Raw genomic sequence first — 15881 nt, 5'->3', positions numbered from 1 at the left:
TTTTGAGTCCGGCGCGTCTACCAGTTCCACCACGCCCGCACAGGCCGGTTGCTCGCTTCGGCAGGCGCGCTTGGTAGCTCGCGCGGTCCGATCAGGTCAATCGGGAACGGTGTTCAGGGCGCCCGGCCGTCGGCTCGGGCGAAGGGGCCTCACGCCACCGTCTCGACATGGCTGTCGCCCGCGCCGGACTGAATGCGGCGCGCGCGGATGAACATCTCCAGCCGCTGCATCACAATCATGCCGACGACGAACAGAAGGAAGGCGTCCGTGATGGCCAGGGCATTCAGCCCCCATTCCGCGGCGTGCGGCTCAAGGAAGCTGCTCAGGGCGCGACGGCCCAGCATGACGGCGATGATCAGGATCAGGCCGATGGGCGAGGCCTGCGCCTTCAGCGTGCCGTCGGCGTGTTTCTCGATCGTGGTCATCTTGCCCCGCCACCAGCCGAAGGCGCCGCCGAGGATCAGGCCGACCGCCAGGATGGCCCAGGCGAGCCCGTCAAAGGCAGTGTGCGGCATCGTCGGGTCCATACTGGTTCCCCACAGCGCGAGGCCCATCATGGGCACGATGATCGCCGGCATGATCCACATCCGTTGCGGATACAGGGTCCGGGGCCTGCGGTTGCGCAGGAAGACCAGCGGCAGGACGATCGCCATCACGATCAGCGGTATGAGAACCTGGGGCGACATATCCGGCATTGAGCGTGTCCCGTCCCTGTGGCGTCCGGCTCGCCCCCCTCGGGCTGCAGACGTGGCCAAAGCTTAATCCGTCCCGCGCATCCGTAAAGCGGCATCGGCGCCTCTTCTCCGGGAAACCGAAGGAGCCGCAAGATGAGACGATGGCTGACGATCGCCCTGAGCGGTCTGGTCCTGTCCTGTCAGGGACCGGCGGCGGTGCTGGCGCAGACGCCCTATGCCCCCGCGACCGTCTGCTCGATGGCCCCGAAGATCGAGTGATGCTGGTCGTCCAGCATTTCGATGCGGACCATGTCGCCCGCCTTGAGGAAGGGGGTCTCGGGCTTGCCGCGCAGGAGGGTCTCGACCGTGCGGACCTCGGCGATGCAGGAATAGCCGAGGCCGCCCTCGCTGACCGGCCTGCCCGGGCCGCCGTCGGCGTCGCGGTTCGAGACCGTGCCCGAGCCGATGATGGTGCCGGCGCAAAGGGACCGGGTTTTGGCCAGATGGGCGATCAGGGTGCCGAAGTCGAAGGTCATGTCGACCCCGGCGTCGGCCTTGCCGAAATCGGCACCGTTCAGCTGAACGCTCAAGGTGCCCTTGAGCTTGCCGTCGACCCAGCGGTCGCCGAGTGCGCCCGGGGTGACGAAGACCGGCGACAGGGCCGAGGCGGGCTTGGACTGGACGAAGCCGAACCCCTTGGCCAGCTCGGCCGGAATCAGGTTGCGCAGGGAGACGTCATTGACCAGGCCGACCAGGCGGATGTGCTCCAGCGCCTCTTCGCGCGTCACGCCCTGGGGCACGTCGCCGGTGACCACCACCACCTCGGCCTCGAGGTCGCAGCCCCAGCTTTCGTCGGCCAGGGGGATCGGCTCGCGCGGCGCGAGGAAGCCGTCAGACCCGCCCTGGTACATCAGGGGATCGGTCCAGAAACTGTCGGGCATTTCAGCGCCGCGCGCCTGACGCACCAGGGCGACGTGGTTCACATAGGCCGAGCCGTCGGCCCACTGATAGGCGCGGGGCAGGGGGGCCGCAGCCTCGCGCTCGTGGAACCGCCCGCGCGGCACGCCGCCGTGTTCGAGGCTTTCGGCCAGGGCCCGCAGGTCGGGCTCGAGCCGGTCCCAGTCGTCCAGCGCCGCCTGCAGGGTCGGGGCGATCAGGAAGGCGTCGGTGAACCAGGCGAGATCGCGTGAGACGATGACCAGTCGACCGTCACGGCCGTGCTTGAGAGAGGCGAGTTTCATGGCTCAAGGCTTAGGCGGTTTTTTCGGAAGGGGAAACAGCCTGGCCCGGTTCAATGGCCTGCGGCCGCGCCGCCGTGGCCATGCCCATGGGAGTCCTTGGCCGGCTTCGGCCCCGGATTGGTCAGTTCGGCCACCACCTCGCGCATATCGGCCGCGCGTAACTGCTTGTGGCGCCAGTAATCGTCGAACGTCGCGACCGCGAGGCGAAGGGCGTCGTTCTGCTCCTTGGTCGTCATCGGCCGCTTTTCGGGCTTGGCGGGCGGGACGGGGGCCACTGCAGGGGCCGGAGTGGGCTGGGGGCACAGGGAGACGATGGTCACATTGTTGGCGGCTGCCGCTGCGGCTGTAGCGGCCGATCCCGTGCCGGCTTCCTTGGAGCCGGCCTCGGTCTTGGCCACCGGAGGTGCCGCCGGGGCCTTGTCTTCAATCTCGCCCTTGATCGCCTTTTCCAGGTCCTCGATATTTTTTCCCAGATCACCGCCAAATTTCAGGGTCTTGCCGAGACGGTCCTGCAGAACGCGCTTCAGATTGCCCGCACGATCCGGCAAGGCTTCCGTGCTCGCCTTCATCGCGTCCTTTACGGCGTCATTGACCGCGTTCCAGATTGCTTCGGCCGCGTCGACCTTCGATCGGGCGAAGTATTGGCCCATGATCCAGCCAATCAGGCCGGCGGCCAGCAGCGCCAGCAGGATCGCCCCCCAGAATGAGGGTGCGGCCCCGATCATGATGACGGGATCCAGCGGAGCGTTGCCGGGGTCGGCGGTGGCAAAGTCTGCGCCGTAGGACATGCTGCTCCCCTGGATCGACGTCAGTGTTCGGGGGGCATCTTGCCGCCGCCGCGACGCTTGGCAACGACAAAGGTTAACGGTGCGACCGATTCCCGTCAGGGGTGATTTTTGAGGCGCTCAACGGGGCGGGGTGATCAGCGCCCGGGCCTCGGCCCCGGTGCGGGCGCCGATGTCGCGGACCTCGATCTCGACGGCCACGGCCCCCTCGGGCTCATGGGCCCAGAGATAGCGGCGCTCGACCTCGACCTCGCGGCCGGACGGCGCAATGCCGGTAAAGGTGTCGCCCCAGGGCGTGATCTTCACCAGCTCCGGCCAGATCAGGCTGCAGGCCTGGTCCAGCTCCTCGATGGCCATGGCCGAAAGCTCGTCATCACTCACAGCCATCGCCGGACCTTCTGGCGATAGGCCTCGTAGTCGGCCCCGAATTTGGCCGCCAGATAGCGCTCCTCGCGCTGGATCACGAACTGGTCGACCACCGCCAGACAGGGCAGCAGCAGGAACAGGGCGAGCGCGCTGTCCATGGCGATGGCCAGGCCAGCATAGGTGATGGCAAAGCCGACATAGATCGGATTGCGGCTGAAACGGTAGGGGCCCTCGTTGATCAGGACGGTCGACGGCTTCCACGGCTCGACCGCCGTGCCCCGCCGCCGGAACAGGCCCGCGGCCATACCGTCCAGCAACAGGCCGCCGATGATCAGGGTCAGGGCCACACCGCGCCGAACCTCCATCTCCAGCCCGAACCCGGCCGCCAGCCAGCGGTACCCGGCCCCGACCGCCTCCGGCCGGCCCCCGAGCTCGGCCAGACCCCAGCCGACGAACAGGAAGCCGAGATAGATCAGCGGCGGCGGGGCGATGACGCCGGGGGTGTCGGTCTTGCTCATCAGATCTTCTGTCCCTGCGGGGCGGTGAAGTCGGAGACGGCGGCGCGCGAGCTCACGGCCGCAGGGCCTCGTCGCCATAGATGGCCACGGCAGCCGGAGCCACATTGGAGGCGGCTCCGCGATACATGCCGGAACTGGTCATCGCGAAACTGGGCTGTCCCTGCAGGTCCATGACGATGACGCCCCCGGACCCCCCGAGCGACAGGGCGTCGTCCACCTCGGCCTGGGCCGCAGCCTGGGTCGCCGACCCATTGGCGATCCGGGCGCAGATGTCGCGGGCGACGCTGGCCCGGATGTAGAACTCCCCGTCCCCGGTCGCCGACACCGCGCAGCCCTCGCGGTTCGAGGCATAGGTCCCGGCCCCGATCACCGGCACATCCCCGACCCGGCCCCAGCGCTTGGCGGTCATGCCGCCGGTCGAGGTCCCCGCCGCCAGCCGGCCCTGGCTGTCCAGCGCCACCGCGCCCACCGTGCCGAATTTCCGTTCGTTGAGGGGCGGGGCGGGCAGGGTGTTTTCCGCCATCGGCCCCGGCGCCCCGGCGGGCCGTTCCGGGATCGGCAGGTTCTGCGCCCTCAGCGCCGACTCCAGCCCGCGCCAGCGTCGTTCGGTGAAGAAGAAGGCCGGGTCGACCTGCTCCAGCCCGACCGAGGCGGCGAAGGTGTCGGCGCCCTCGCCGATCAGCATGACGTGCGGCGACCGCTCCATCACCGCCCGGGCAGCCGCGATCGGGTGGCGGGTGGTGGTCAGGCCGGCGACGGACCCGGCGGTCAGGTCCGCGCCGTTCATCACGGCGGCGTCCAGCTCATTGCGCCCGGCGGCGGTGAAGACCGCACCGCGCCCGGCGTTGAACAGGGGATCGTCCTCCATCAGCTCGATCGCCGCCTGCACCGCGTCCAGCGAGGACCCGCCGGCCGCCAGCACGGCCGACCCGGCCTCCAGCGCCCGGTGCAGGGCCGCGCGATAGGCGGCGTCCTGCTCCGGCGTCAGACTGGCGCGCTCGATCACCCCCGCCCCGCCGTGGATGGCGAACGACCAGCGCGGGGCCTCCTGCGCGGCGGCGGGCGCGGCGAGCAAGGTCGCTGCGGCGAGAACGGTGGAGAGACAGAAGCGCATGGCGTCAGGTTTCCGGTTCAGGTGTCCGTCGTGACGTCGTCCCACGACGCGTCGTCGTTGTAGCGCACGAGCCAGTTCAAGGCCTTGTGCCTTTCCATCAGCACGTCCGGATTGAGTTTGGCGGGCGGCAGCGCACCGTCGAGCCCGGCCTGACGCACGGCCCAATGGTAGCGATAGGTCAGGTCCAGCGCATCCAGCATTTCAGCCTGCGGTCTCAGTCGGGCGCCGGCGACAAGCGCGTCGAAGGTGCGGCCCGACACCAGCCGGACCATCGGGTCCGGGTCGATCTGATTCTCGGGGCGGCCGAGGGCGTCCACGTAGCCGAGCATCCAGAACAGCGGATAAGCCGCCTCCGACTGCCAGCTGAAATGGATGCGATCCTGATCGGAAGGCCGCGGGTCGCGCAGAAAGTCGATCTCCGAAGCCGAGAGGATCACCCGGTCCTTCACCTGTGCATAGGCGTCGTTGGCACCCTCGTGGTCGCCCGACGATGCCTTGTAGGCCACGAGGGTCAGGGCATACGCGCGGCCGACGATCTCTTCGGCCGAGCGGGGACGATAGTCCCCCTCGTCCTCGACCAGGGGAAGCCAGGCAATAAAGGGGACGCCCTCGGCGGTCAGAATCGCCTCCGACCGGGCCTTGCGCGCCAACTGGGCGGCCTCGCCCGGCGCAGGCGCAGGCGCAGGCGCAGCCTTGGCCTGGTGCGCGGGCGTGCCGGCCGCGGTCGGAGCGCCGGCAAGAATCGCGAGCAATCCCGCCAGTCCTCCAAACAGTCTGATCGCCATGCCTCGCTCCCCGATCCGCCGGCCAAGGTCGACGATGCCGATGCCTAACTCAAGGCCTGACCGCAGCACGGACAGCCGGAAACCTCGACCCCGAACAGGGCGCGGATGCGGTCGGGGGCCAGGGCCTCGGCGGGCGCACCCACCGCCATCCCGTCGGGACCCAGCGCCAGCACCCGGTCGGCGCGGGCGGCGAAGGGCAGGTGGTGGGTCGAGGCGACGACGACGCGGCCTTCTCCGGCCAGCGCCCGGATCGCCGCCTCCACCGCCTGCGCATGGGCCGGGTCGAGCAGGGCCAGAGGCTCATCCAGCAGACAGACCGGCGCATCCTGCACGAACAGCCGGGCGATCAGCACCAGCTGCTGCTGGCCGCTGGACAGGCGGTCGAACGGCCGGTCCGCGAGGTCGCCCACCTCCAGCCGGTCCAGCGCGCCGCGAGCCGCGTCGACATCTTCCGGCGTCAGGCCGGGCGACCAGCGACGCAGATGCGCCCGGCCCAGGGCGGTGAGGTGCAGGGCGGAGAAACCGGCCGACACCGCCCCCGGCGGTGGCAGATACGCCGGGGCACCCATATCCACGACCGCGCCCGAAAGCGGCGGCAGCAGGCCGGCGAGGGTCTTCAGCAGGGTGGTCTTGCCGACGCCGTTGGGGCCGATCAGGGCCAGCACCTCGCCCGGGGCGACGGTCAGCTCGAGCGGCGGCAGGCGGAAAGACCCGCGCCCGGCGACCAGCCCCTCGAGCCTCAGCCCGCTCATGACCGCCTCGATGTGGTGACGAACAGGATCAGGAAGGCGGGGGCACCGATGGCGGCCGACAGCAGGCCGACGGGAACCTCCGCCGGACCGAAGGCTGTGGCCAGCCGGTCGATCAGCAGGGCGAACAGGGCCCCCAGCGCCATGGACGCCGGGATCAGCCGCCCGGCCCGCTCGCCGACGATCAGCCGCGCTGCATGGGGTGCCAGCAGGCCGATCCAGCCGACCACCCCGGCCACCGCCACGGCCGAGGAGGTCATCAGGGCCGCGGCGGCTAGGGCCAGCAGGCGCAGGGGCCGGGCCGGCAGTCCCAACGACCGCGCCTGCTCATCGCCCAACGAAAGAGTGTCCAGCCGGAAGCCCAGCCAGATCAGCACCCCCGCGCCGAGCGCCACCGGAACCACCGCGTCGACCGCTTCCGGCAGGGTTGCCCGAGTGAAGCTGCCCAGCAGCCAGTAGGTAATCGACGGCAGCTGCGAATAGGGTTCGGCGACGATCACCACCAGCCCAAGCCCGGCCGAGGCCAGGGCTCCCGCCACGACCCCGCAAAGGATCAGGGCGAGGCGCCCGTCGCCGCTGCGGGTCAGGGCGGCGCAGGCCAGGGCCAGTCCACCGGCGGCCAGTCCACCGGCAAAGGCCGCCCCCTGCACCAGCGCCGCGCCCGCGCCCAGCAGCAGGGCGAGGGCCGCACCCAGACCGGCTCCCGACGACACGCCCAGCAGATCGGGGGCCGCCAGCGGATTGCGGAACAGGATCTGGAACCCGGCCCCGGCCCCCGCCAGGGCGGCCCCGCAGGTCAGGGCCGCCAGCAGTCGGGGGCCGCGCAGGGCCAGCGCCAGCTCGGCCTCGGGCGAGCCGGTGCCGATGACGGCCGCCAGCAGGGCTTCGGGTGCCACGGCCAGAGGCCCGGTGGCCATGACCGTCAGCGCCCCGACCAGCGCCAGCAGGATCAGGCCGGCGGGGAGCAGGGCGGCCTTCAGCCGGTTCACGGAATCCACTGCGGCATCACCGGCGCCACCGGGGCCAGGCCGTACAGGCGGCGGCTGAGGTCGGCGATGGTCGCCTGCGACCCGGCCGGATCGGCCAGCCAGGCGCAGGCCAGCAGGCGGTTCAGCGACGGTGGCCGGTCGATCCAGCCGAACGGCTGCTCAGGCAGCAGCAACAGCCGCCGCCGTCGGCCGTCGCGCCGGGTGCGCCAGACCGGATCATCGCGAACGGCGGCGGCAAAGACGGGGCTCAGGGTCACCAGGGCCTCCGGATCCCAGGCGACGACCTGTTCGCGGGTGACCCGGCCGATATCGTTCGCCTCCCCGGCGACATTGCTCCAGCCGGCCCCTTCCAGCACTTCGGTGGCCAGGGAGCCGCGAAATCCGGTCTCCAGACCGTCGGCACCGCGGGCATAGTAGAAGGACGGTCCGCCGGGGGCGCCCCTCCACCGATCCAGAACACGGGCCGCCGCATCGGCCAGGCCGGCGGCGGCCTGACCGGCCTCCAGCAGGACGGCGGCCTCGCGGATGGCTTCGGGAATCTTCGCCAGGGTCCCGTCGATCAGCCGCCAGTCGACACCCAGCCGGGTCTTCAGCCGGTCGCCGAGCGCCTGATTCTCGGCATCGGTGTCGCCATAGTCGATCACCAGTCGCGGCTTCAGCGCCGCGACGGCCTCCAGATTCGCCGGCTGTCCGCCGCCGGCCAGGGCACCCAGCTCGGCCAGGTCCGCCGCGCGCGCGGGCAGGACCCTCAGCGCCTGTGCCGTCGGCCTGCGCGGCCAGCCGGCCAGCCGATCACGCGCCACGGCCCAGATCAGCAGGGCGGCCGGCTGCCCCGCCGCGATCACGTCTCCGGCCGCGCGCGGCGAGGCGGGGCCGCAGGCCGCCAGCGTAAAGGCCGTGCCTGCCCCGATCAGCGCCGCCCGCCGCGTCGTCGTCATTCCAGCCCGTCCCGCATGATTCCCCTCCATCCTGCCGCCTGCCCCGTCCCTGCGCCACCTCACAGCCAATTTACCCTTAACCCTTGTCCGGTCTTGCTCCCCGTGCTGCTTATGCGGCCTCGCGCGTCAGGTGGGGCGCAGCAACAAGGGAGTGAGCCGTTGAGTACGACGGACAATGGGGGGGCGGTTACGACGCTCCAGGGAATTAGGTCCCGACGCATTCGGGGAGGTCGGGCATGAACATCGTCATCATTGCCGGCCTGATCATCACGCTGCTCACGGGCATCCCCGTGCTGATGCAGATCCTGAAGAACCACCCGCGCGGACTGATCATCCTGTTCTTCGCCGAGATGTGGGAGCGCTTCTCCTACTACGGTATGCGCGGCATCCTGATCTTCTTCCTGACCCAGCATTTCCTGTTCGACGACGCCACGGCGGGATCGACCTACGGCTCCTATACCTCGCTGGTCTATCTGCTGCCGCTGGTCGGCGGCATTCTCGCCGACCGCTACATCGGCACCCGCAAGGCCATCGCCTTCGGGGCCCTGCTGCTGGTGGCCGGTCACGGGATGATGGCCTTCGAGGGCCGTCCGGCGACCGAAACCCTGACCTATGCCGGCAAGGCGTATGAGATTTCGGCCGAGGGACGCGGCGCGTCGCGGGACGTGAACATCGTCGTCAACGGCCAGAAATACGCCTTCGGCCCGGCCGAGGGCGGCGGCATTGCCGTCGCGGGCCTGCCGGAGGGCTCGACCCTGCCGGCGACCCTGGCACCCGGCAGCTATGAGGTGAAGAAGACCCGCGACCAGGCCGGCGTCGACATCTTCTACCTCGCCCTGTCGCTGATCATTATGGGCGTCGGCTTCCTGAAGCCGAACATCTCGACCATCGTGGGCCAGCTGTATCCGCAGGGGGACCCGCGCCGGGATTCCGGCTTCACCCTCTACTACTACGGCATCAACCTCGGCGCCTTCTGGGCGGCGGTGCTGTGTGGCTTCCTGGGCCAGACCGTGGGCTGGTGGGCCGGTTTCGGTCTCGCCGGTGTCGGTATGGCGCTGGGCTGGGTCGTTTTCGTTCTCGGCAAGCCGCTGCTGGAAGGCCATGGCGAACCGCCGAACCCCGAACTGCTCAAGCGGCCGCTGTTCGGACCGCTGAACCGCGAATGGCTGATCTACATCCTCGGCGTCCTCGGCGTCGCCGTGGTCTGGTTCATGGTCCAGCGCAACGCCCTGGTCGGTGCCGTCCTTGGCATTTCGACCCTGCTGTCCCTGGCCGCGATCCTCTGGGTCATCGTCGGCGTCTGCAAGACCTGGGCCCAGCGTCAGCGGATGATGCTGGCCCTGGTGCTGATCTTCGGCGCGGTGGTCTTCTTCACCCTGTTCGAACAGGCCGGCACCTCGCTGAACCTGTTCGCCGACCGTAACGTGGACCTGACCATCGCCCCGACCGCGATGCAGTTCCTCGGTATCACGATCGGTACGCCGGACCAGCTGGCCGCTGCGGGCATCACGCCCACCGGCTTCTGGATCGACGCGACCATCACGGCCGCCCAGGTCCAGTCCTTCAACGCCGGCTTCATCCTCATCTTCGCCCCGATCTTCGCGGCGCTGTGGGCCTGGCTGGCCTCGAAGAAGATGGATCCCGACCCGACCATGAAGTTCGGTCTCGGCCTGGTTCAGGTCGGTCTCGGCTTCCTGGTGGTGGTATGGGCCGCCGGCTCCGGCATGGTCAGCCCGACCTTCCAGATGCCGCTGATCATCCTGGCCCTGCTCTACATGCTGCACACGACGGGGGAGCTCTTCCTCTCGCCGGTGGGCCTGTCGGAGATCACCAAACTGTCCATGCCTTCGGTCGTCAGCTTCATGATGGCCGTCTGGTTCCTGGCCAGCTCCATCGCCCAGTTCGTCGGCGGCAAGATCGCCGGCCTGATGGGTACGGAGACGGTCGGGGGTCAGGTCCTGGACCCGCAGGGCGCGCTCGCCACCTCCCTGGACGGCTTCAACAAGCTGGGCACCTGGGGCGTCGGCATCGGCATCGGCTTCATCCTGATCAGCTTTCTGATCAAGGGCTGGTCCAACGGGGCCAATGACGCCGGAAACCATCCGTCGCACTGATCCAGACGGACGGCCGAATGCAGGAAGGGCGGAACCGCAGGGTTCCGCCCTTTTCTGTGCGCGGCGGTCGGCGCCCCGACCGCTTCGGGCGGTGAGGGGACGCTGTCCTCAGAAGGTCTTTCTGACCTGGACGAACAGCCAGGGGCTCATCCGGGTGCGGCGCACCTCGCGAAATGCCAGTGGGGCCGTGTCGCGCGGGCCGGCGTAGATTTCGCGATCATTGCCCTGCGCGCGATCCGTGGCATTGCCGAGGTCCACGCGGACGGTCAGGTCGCGCTCCGGCTTCCACTGAACGAAGGCCTCGACGTCCGGCTCCTCATGGAAGGCGCGGACCTCGCGCACCCGGAAGGCGCGGCCCTTGTCGATATTGCAGCCGTGCTCGAAGCCCCAGGACCAGCGCCCGCCCATCAGGTCCTGATTGAAGGAGACGCCGCAGCCGAAGGCCTGGTTGCCCTGGAACCGGCGCGCCTCGCCCGTGACCGGATCAAGCACCGAGGTCGAGGACCAGCTGCCGCGCGTCTGGAAGCGGCCGTTGGGAATGCCCAGCCGGTCAGTCGGCAGGGTCAGGCGCAGCTGGAAGAAGTCCGCATTGCCGTCGCCGATATTGCCGACCCCGTCGAAACCGCCCGTCAGGGGGATGACGTCCACCACGTCCTCGATGTCGGCATGGCTCACGGTCACCTCGATCACCCCCTCGCCGTCGAAGCGATGTTCGTAGATGGCCTCGATCACCGTCGACTTCTCCGGCTCCAGGTCCGGGTTGCCGCCCTCGACCTGGCCGATGTCGATATCGGCCGAGGCGATGAAGTCGCCGAAGTCCAGCTGGCCCACCTCCCGCTCGGCGCGGAAACGGAACTGGTGCCCGGTCCGGGGCGTCCAGGTCGCCTGGATGCGGGGCTTGGGATAGACGAAGGATTTGGTCAGGTCGCTGTCGCCTGACTGGCTGATCTCTGACACCTCGACGCGAAGGCCGCCCTCGAGGGTCAGGGTCGGGTCGGGCCGCCAGGTCGCCTGGCCGAAGACCTCGCCGCGCAGTTCCTCGACCTTCACCGAGGATGACGGCAGCGGGACCGGGACGCCGTTCTCGGCATAGGTCGTGGCACTGTCGAGGAAATTATAGGCCACCTCGCCCCCGGTCTCGAACGACCAGCGGCTACCGGGGCGGAACCGCAGGATGGCGCGACCGATCGATTCGCCCGAGGTCGCGTCGGCGGTGAAGGTCGAACTGTCGCCGCGGCTCTCGGAGACGCCGGTGTAGTCTTCCGCCGCGTATCGCTGCAGACCGGTCAGCTCCAGATCCAGGCGCGGGTTCAGGTCCCGGGCCCAGCTGACGCCCAACTCGCTGTTGATGTCGTTGGCTTCCTCGTCGTTGAAACTGTCGAACCCGCCCCCGGAACGGATCAGCAGGTCCTGCGCATTCTCATTGCCGAACCAGCCCAGCAGGCCGTTGACGCGCAGCAGGCCGCCGCCGACCCGGCGCTGGACGGCCCCGGTGGCGCGCAGGTTCCGGATCCGGTCCCACAGCACCAGGTCGGCGTCCTGGATGAGGCTTCCGGCTGGATTGTACCGGCGGCGGAAGCCGTCGCCGGTGCCGTCGGTCCGGTCCGAGAAGCCGCTGATGGATCCCTCGATCTGGTCGTCGCCCTCGCGCCGGGACCAGCGAGCCGCGAGAACAGGACCGAGGTGGCCGTCGGGATAGACATAGCTGTTGGCCTCGAACACCCGTTCGGTGGTCACCGTGCGGATGAGGACGACGTTGGCGACGACCGACCGGCCCTGCATGTCGATCCCGGGCGCGCCGCCCCGAATCAGCTCGACGCGAGCGACGCCGGCGGCCGAGATACGCCGCAGGATCTGGTCGAGGCTGTCGCTCTTGGTCGAGGGCCGCCGGCCGTCGATCAGCACATTGCCCGCCGTGCCCGCCAGGCCGCGCGTCCCGCTGTCTCCGGACTCGAAGGCGAAGCCCGGCAGGCGGGCGATCAGGTCCAGAGCCGTATCGGGCCGGGAATCGGCGAAGAAGGCGGGCTCGAAGACCAGCACGCCCTGCGGGGCGACATCGCCGACCGGCGCATCCTGGGCCGGTGCGGTCTGTGCCAGTGCGGGGCCAGCCAGAAGGGCGCATGCGGCCGCGCCGGCCAGCCAGATTGCCTTGGTCATCGATCCCTCTCCTGCCGGGCAAGGGTGACCGACATCCGGCCGCGCATACAGTGACAAGCCGGACAGGTGGATTAAATCGCCGTCAGGTTCGGGGCGGTCCGGAGGCGCTGACTCAGAACGTCTTGCGCACCCGGATCTGCCAGAAGGTGCGCGGGTCCGAGGGGCGCAGTTCGGTGAAGGCGACGGGGCGGGCCGGCGAGCGGTCGGCGAAGACCGTGCGTTCGCCCTGGAAGTCGTTCCAGACATTGACCTGGGCCCGGATCGCCAGGGTCGGCGTCGGCTTGTATTCGATGTTCGCCTCGAAATAGTCGCTGCCGGCGAAGCCCGAGACCTGGTCGGGGGCATAGTTGAACTGGCGCAGGCTCTCGATATAGGTCACCGCCCAGTTGATCTTCCAGCTGGTGATGTCCTGGGAGAGGGCGAAGATCGGCTGGGACGGCCTGACGCCCGAAATGGGGCGCTCTTCCCGCGAGGTCGGATCGGTCACTGCCGTTTCGTTCCAGGTGTTCCGGAACAGGAACTGACCGCCGGAGAACCCGGTCCAGTCCAGCGGCAGGACGAAGTTGACGGCCAGCTGGTCCAGCGTCCCGTCGCCGATATTGCCGACCGCCGACAGGCCCATCGGCAAGGGCAGGCGGTCGATGACGCCGATGATCTCGTCGTGGCGGTAGCCGATGGAAAGGATGCCGTCGCCGAGGAACCGGCGCTCATAGGTCAGTTCGGAGATCCAGCGTTCCTCGGGCTCGAGGTTCACATTGCCGCCGAACACCTGCTCGTCTTCCAGGTCTGCCCCCGCTGCGAAGTCGCCGAAGTCCAGCTGGCCGATGTCGCGCTCGAAGCGGAACCGGAGCTGATTCTGCGGCCGCGGCGTCCAGGTCAGCTGCAGGCGCGGCTTGGCGAAATAGAAGCTCTTCTCCTGGTCGGCATCGCCGGACTGGGTGATGGTCGAGGCCTCGAGCCGCAGTCCGCCTTCGACATTCAGGTCCGGCCGCACGCGCCAGGTCGCCTTGCCGAACAGCTCTCCCCGCGTCTCCTCGACCATGATCTGGTCAGACGGCAGCGGAATGTTGACGCCGCCGTCGGTGAAGGCCTGGTCGACCTCCAGCATGTTGTAGGCGATCTCGCCGCCGGCCTCGAGCGTGACCGAGGGCGACCGCTCCCAGCGCAGGAGTGAGCGCAGGATGGTCTCGGAGGCCTCTTCGATGGATTCGAAGCGCTGCTCGGAGCCGGCCACGCCGGCGACGGTGGTCCTCGAGGTTGAGGCCCCGTCCTCCTCGCTCCACTCGCGGATGAAGCGGGTCTCGGAGGACAGGCCCGCGCCCATGGGACGGGTGAAGACCGCGCCGACCTCGCCGCTCGTGCCCTTCTCGGCATAGCGGTTGTCGCGGAGGATCGTCGGCCCGTCCTGCAGGCTGAACTGGCTGTAGTCATTCCGGTCGATCCGGGCGGTCAGGTCGATCTTGCCGCCCATGAAGGCGTCGGCGAAATTGACCCGCGCGGCCTGGCCGCCGCCGGTCTGGTCGTCGTAGTAGCCCTCGTCGCGGATCACGGCCCCGTTTGCGTCGCGGCGGATGACACGGCCCACGCCGCTGGAATCGTTGATCGCGACGCCGTCGGCGAGGGTGAAGCCCCAGACCCGGTCGCCATTGCGGCGGGTGAACTGGTACTGGCCGAAGCCGCGATCGGTGCCGCCCTCGAAGAAGGCCATATTGGCCGTCAGGATCTGTTCGGTGCTGGCCTGACTCCGGGTGATGACGTTCACGACGACGGCATAGCCCTGCATATCGATGCCCGGAGCCCCGCCCCGGATCAGCTCGATGCGCTCGACCTGGGCGACCAGGGTCCGCGACAGGACCGAGGAGCCGGTGTCGTTCTTGGAGGCGGGGCGCGATCCATTGATCAGGATGTTGCCGACCGCACCCTCGAAGCCGCGTGAGCCGTCGCCGTCCTGGACCGAGAAGCCGGGAACGCGGCCGACCATGTCGAGGGCGGTGTTCGGTCGCTGGTCGGCGAAGAAGTCCGGGGTGAAGACCAGGACGCCCTGCTGGGCGGCGTCCGCCGCCGGGGCCGCGGGCGACGACGGGGGGGTCTGGGCGGCGGCCGTGCCTGCGGTCAGCAGGATGGCCGTCGTCGCCAGCAGGATGGTCTTGGTCATTGCAGAATTCCCCTCGTCGTGTGACGAAGCTGTGGCGTTCTGTCGCTCCACTCTCCAGTTACAAGACAGACAGATGCATTAAATCGAAGTCATTATTACAGAAATGTAAGAATGATGTTCTGAAGAAGGCGTATTGTTACTCAATTCTATTGGATCAAGGCGGGTATCGTTGTGAGAAAATTGGCCATCGCCGTTTCGTTCCTGATCATGCTGATCGGGGCGGGACTCCCGGACCGGTCCGCTGCCCAGACGGCGGAGCCTCAGGTGGCGGAACTGGATGAGATCGTGGTCCTGGCCCGGCGGTCCGGTGCCCCGATGTGGACGGTTACGCGAGGCGACAGCACCCTGATCCTCGTCGGGGCCATCACCGGCATTCCGCGCGACCTGGCCTGGCGTCCCGACGACCTCGAGGCGGCCGCGGCGCGCTCCAACCAGATCCTGTCCCCGCAGGAGGGGCGGGTCTCTGTCAGCGACATTTTCCGGATCATTTGGCGGGCCCGCACCATCGGCATGATGCCCCAGGGCCAGACCACGGCCGACTATCTGACGCCGGACTACCAGGCGCGGCTGGAGGCGATCATGGCCGATGAGCGCAATCAGGACTGGCGGACCGAAAGCCTGCTGCTGGTCGGCTTCCAGCTGATGCAGGACAAGGCCGGCTACCGGGCCGGCCGATCCGGAGACGACGCCATGGACGTCATCCGCCGGGCCGCGCGCCGCGCGCGGGTTCCGGTCCGGCCGGTCGGCACGGTCCGCGGCGACGAACTGGTCGAAAGCCTGATCACCGCCCCCCAGACGACCCATGTGCCCTGTGTCGAGGCGGCCATCGTGGCGGCTGAGCAGGGGCCTGACTCCGCGCGTATCCGGGCCGAGGACTGGCGCGCCCTGCGCGTCGCCGATGTGGTCGCCTCACCGATCGACCGGGCCCTGAACCAGTGCTGGCCCTGGGGTGATCCCGAGATCGCACCGCAGCTGCGTCAGCAGTGGGCGGCCGCGATCGAGACGGCCCTGGTCTCGCCGGGCGTGATCATGGGCGTTGCCCCGATCCGTCTGCTGGCCGAGGAGGGCGGCGTTCTGGACGGCCTCGAGGCCCGCGGCTTTGAGGTGGTGGGGCCGGAGTGGAAGTAGGGGTGTGGGGCAGGGCTTAGGTCTTGGGGCTTAGGGCTTAGGGCTTGGGGATTAGGGATTAGGGATTAGGGAAGCGGACCGGACAGACCCGGGCAGGACACCTTCACGGTCTCGATCTCCCAACCCCCCACCGCCAACCCCTAATCCCTAAGCCCTAAGCCCTAATCC

General features: G+C 69.0%; 15 protein-coding genes. 3 read left to right on the top strand and 12 right to left on the bottom strand.

The genetic code is table 11. The features are described 5' to 3' along the window. Nucleotides 1–149 precede the first annotated feature (149 nt). Nucleotides 150–695, bottom strand: a complete 546-nt coding sequence (locus tag Q0053_RS00205) for a CcdC protein domain-containing protein (protein ID WP_298094349.1) — start codon at nucleotides 693–695, stop codon at nucleotides 150–152. Nucleotides 696–827: 132 nt separating this feature from the next. On the opposite strand from Q0053_RS00205, the gene Q0053_RS00200 reads away from it, so the two are divergent. Next, the gene (locus Q0053_RS00200; RefSeq protein ID WP_298094346.1) at nucleotides 828–953 is read left to right on the top strand and encodes a hypothetical protein; all 126 of its coding nucleotides are present in this window, start codon (nucleotides 828–830) and stop codon (nucleotides 951–953) included. Here the strand turns inward: Q0053_RS00200 and Q0053_RS00195 are convergent. The 9 genes from Q0053_RS00195 to Q0053_RS00155 form a co-directional block, all read right to left on the bottom strand. Continuing rightward, entirely contained in the window at nucleotides 908–1915 is a 1008-nt protein-coding gene (locus Q0053_RS00195) for a fumarylacetoacetate hydrolase family protein (protein ID WP_298094344.1), read from the bottom strand. The two genes, Q0053_RS00200 and Q0053_RS00195, sit on opposite strands and share 46 nt — an antisense overlap. Nucleotides 1916–1965: 50 nt before the next feature. Beyond that, nucleotides 1966–2703, bottom strand: a complete 738-nt coding sequence (locus Q0053_RS00190; RefSeq protein ID WP_298094341.1) for a hypothetical protein — start codon at nucleotides 2701–2703, stop codon at nucleotides 1966–1968. Between the two features lie 117 nt (nucleotides 2704–2820). Beyond that, complete coding sequence (locus tag Q0053_RS00185; protein ID WP_298094338.1) at nucleotides 2821–3087, bottom strand: hypothetical protein; 267 nt, start codon at nucleotides 3085–3087, stop codon at nucleotides 2821–2823. Continuing rightward, nucleotides 3078–3584 (bottom strand): isoprenylcysteine carboxylmethyltransferase family protein, encoded by a 507-nt coding sequence (locus Q0053_RS00180; protein ID WP_298094335.1) that lies wholly within the window; start codon nucleotides 3582–3584, stop codon nucleotides 3078–3080. The genes Q0053_RS00185 and Q0053_RS00180 overlap by 10 nt, the downstream gene beginning before the upstream one ends. Before the next feature lie 52 nt (nucleotides 3585–3636). Then, nucleotides 3637–4698, bottom strand: a complete 1062-nt coding sequence (locus Q0053_RS00175) for an isoaspartyl peptidase/L-asparaginase family protein (RefSeq protein WP_298094332.1) — start codon at nucleotides 4696–4698, stop codon at nucleotides 3637–3639. 17 nt (nucleotides 4699–4715) lie between these two features. After that, a complete protein-coding gene (locus Q0053_RS00170; protein WP_298094329.1) occupies nucleotides 4716–5483 on the bottom strand; it encodes a DUF4272 domain-containing protein in 768 nt (255 codons plus the stop codon). A 44-nt stretch (nucleotides 5484–5527) separates the two neighbouring features. Continuing rightward, entirely contained in the window at nucleotides 5528–6235 is a 708-nt protein-coding gene (locus Q0053_RS00165) for an ABC transporter ATP-binding protein (protein ID WP_298094326.1), read from the bottom strand. Then, nucleotides 6232–7230 carry an iron ABC transporter permease gene (locus Q0053_RS00160; RefSeq protein WP_298094323.1) on the bottom strand — a complete coding sequence of 333 codons (999 nt, stop codon included), beginning with the start codon at nucleotides 7228–7230 and terminating at the stop codon, nucleotides 6232–6234. Before Q0053_RS00160 ends, Q0053_RS00165 begins: the two co-directional genes overlap by 4 nt. Next, on the bottom strand, nucleotides 7218–8159 hold the full coding sequence (locus Q0053_RS00155; protein ID WP_298094320.1) for a hypothetical protein: 942 nt from the start codon (nucleotides 8157–8159) through the stop codon (nucleotides 7218–7220). The genes Q0053_RS00160 and Q0053_RS00155 overlap by 13 nt, the downstream gene beginning before the upstream one ends. Before the next feature lie 236 nt (nucleotides 8160–8395). Here Q0053_RS00155 and Q0053_RS00150 point away from each other — a divergent pair, with 236 nt between their 5' ends. Next, a complete protein-coding gene (locus Q0053_RS00150) occupies nucleotides 8396–10273 on the top strand; it encodes a peptide MFS transporter (protein ID WP_298094318.1) in 1878 nt (625 codons plus the stop codon). 108 nt (nucleotides 10274–10381) lie between these two features. Here the strand turns inward: Q0053_RS00150 and Q0053_RS00145 are convergent, their stop codons facing one another. Together Q0053_RS00145 and Q0053_RS00140 are read right to left on the bottom strand one after the other, a co-directional pair. Further along, entirely contained in the window at nucleotides 10382–12430 is a 2049-nt protein-coding gene (locus Q0053_RS00145; RefSeq protein ID WP_298094316.1) for a TonB-dependent siderophore receptor, read from the bottom strand. A 112-nt stretch (nucleotides 12431–12542) separates the two neighbouring features. Then, entirely contained in the window at nucleotides 12543–14585 is a 2043-nt protein-coding gene (locus Q0053_RS00140) for a TonB-dependent siderophore receptor (RefSeq protein WP_298094314.1), read from the bottom strand. A gap of 171 nt (nucleotides 14586–14756) precedes the next feature. On the opposite strand from Q0053_RS00140, the gene Q0053_RS00135 reads away from it, so the two are divergent. Then, nucleotides 14757–15713: a TraB/GumN family protein gene (locus Q0053_RS00135; RefSeq protein WP_298094312.1), complete on the top strand. Its 957-nt coding sequence runs from the start codon at nucleotides 14757–14759 to the stop codon at nucleotides 15711–15713. The last annotated feature ends 168 nt before the right edge of the window (nucleotides 15714–15881 follow it).

It is taken from the genome of Brevundimonas sp. (assembly GCF_027487935.1).
Classification (GTDB): Bacteria; Pseudomonadota; Alphaproteobacteria; order Caulobacterales; family Caulobacteraceae; genus Brevundimonas.
Note: the sequence above shows the minus strand (reverse complement) of the source record. Positions and strands in the feature narration are given on the sequence as shown.

Excerpts from the sequence above, each read along its gene's own strand:
- Q0053_RS00155 (WP_298094320.1), bottom strand. The coding sequence starts at position 8,159 with ATGACGACGACGCGGCGGGCGGCGCTGATCGGGGCAGGCACGGCCTTT.
- Q0053_RS00190 (WP_298094341.1), bottom strand. The coding sequence starts at position 2,703 with ATGTCCTACGGCGCAGACTTTGCCACCGCCGACCCCGGCAACGCTCCG.
- Q0053_RS00165 (WP_298094326.1), bottom strand. The coding sequence starts at position 6,235 with ATGAGCGGGCTGAGGCTCGAGGGGCTGGTCGCCGGGCGCGGGTCTTTC.
- Q0053_RS00185 (WP_298094338.1), bottom strand. The coding sequence starts at position 3,087 with ATGGCTGTGAGTGATGACGAGCTTTCGGCCATGGCCATCGAGGAGCTG.
- Q0053_RS00200 (WP_298094346.1), top strand. The coding sequence starts at position 828 with ATGAGACGATGGCTGACGATCGCCCTGAGCGGTCTGGTCCTGTCCTGT.
- Q0053_RS00205 (WP_298094349.1), bottom strand. The coding sequence starts at position 695 with ATGCCGGATATGTCGCCCCAGGTTCTCATACCGCTGATCGTGATGGCG.
- Q0053_RS00195 (WP_298094344.1), bottom strand. The coding sequence starts at position 1,915 with ATGAAACTCGCCTCTCTCAAGCACGGCCGTGACGGTCGACTGGTCATC.
- Q0053_RS00140 (WP_298094314.1), bottom strand. The coding sequence starts at position 14,585 with ATGACCAAGACCATCCTGCTGGCGACGACGGCCATCCTGCTGACCGCA.
- Q0053_RS00180 (WP_298094335.1), bottom strand. The coding sequence starts at position 3,584 with ATGAGCAAGACCGACACCCCCGGCGTCATCGCCCCGCCGCCGCTGATC.
- Q0053_RS00175 (WP_298094332.1), bottom strand. The coding sequence starts at position 4,698 with ATGCGCTTCTGTCTCTCCACCGTTCTCGCCGCAGCGACCTTGCTCGCC.
- Q0053_RS00145 (WP_298094316.1), bottom strand. The coding sequence starts at position 12,430 with ATGACCAAGGCAATCTGGCTGGCCGGCGCGGCCGCATGCGCCCTTCTG.
- Q0053_RS00150 (WP_298094318.1), top strand. The coding sequence starts at position 8,396 with ATGAACATCGTCATCATTGCCGGCCTGATCATCACGCTGCTCACGGGC.
- Q0053_RS00170 (WP_298094329.1), bottom strand. The coding sequence starts at position 5,483 with ATGGCGATCAGACTGTTTGGAGGACTGGCGGGATTGCTCGCGATTCTT.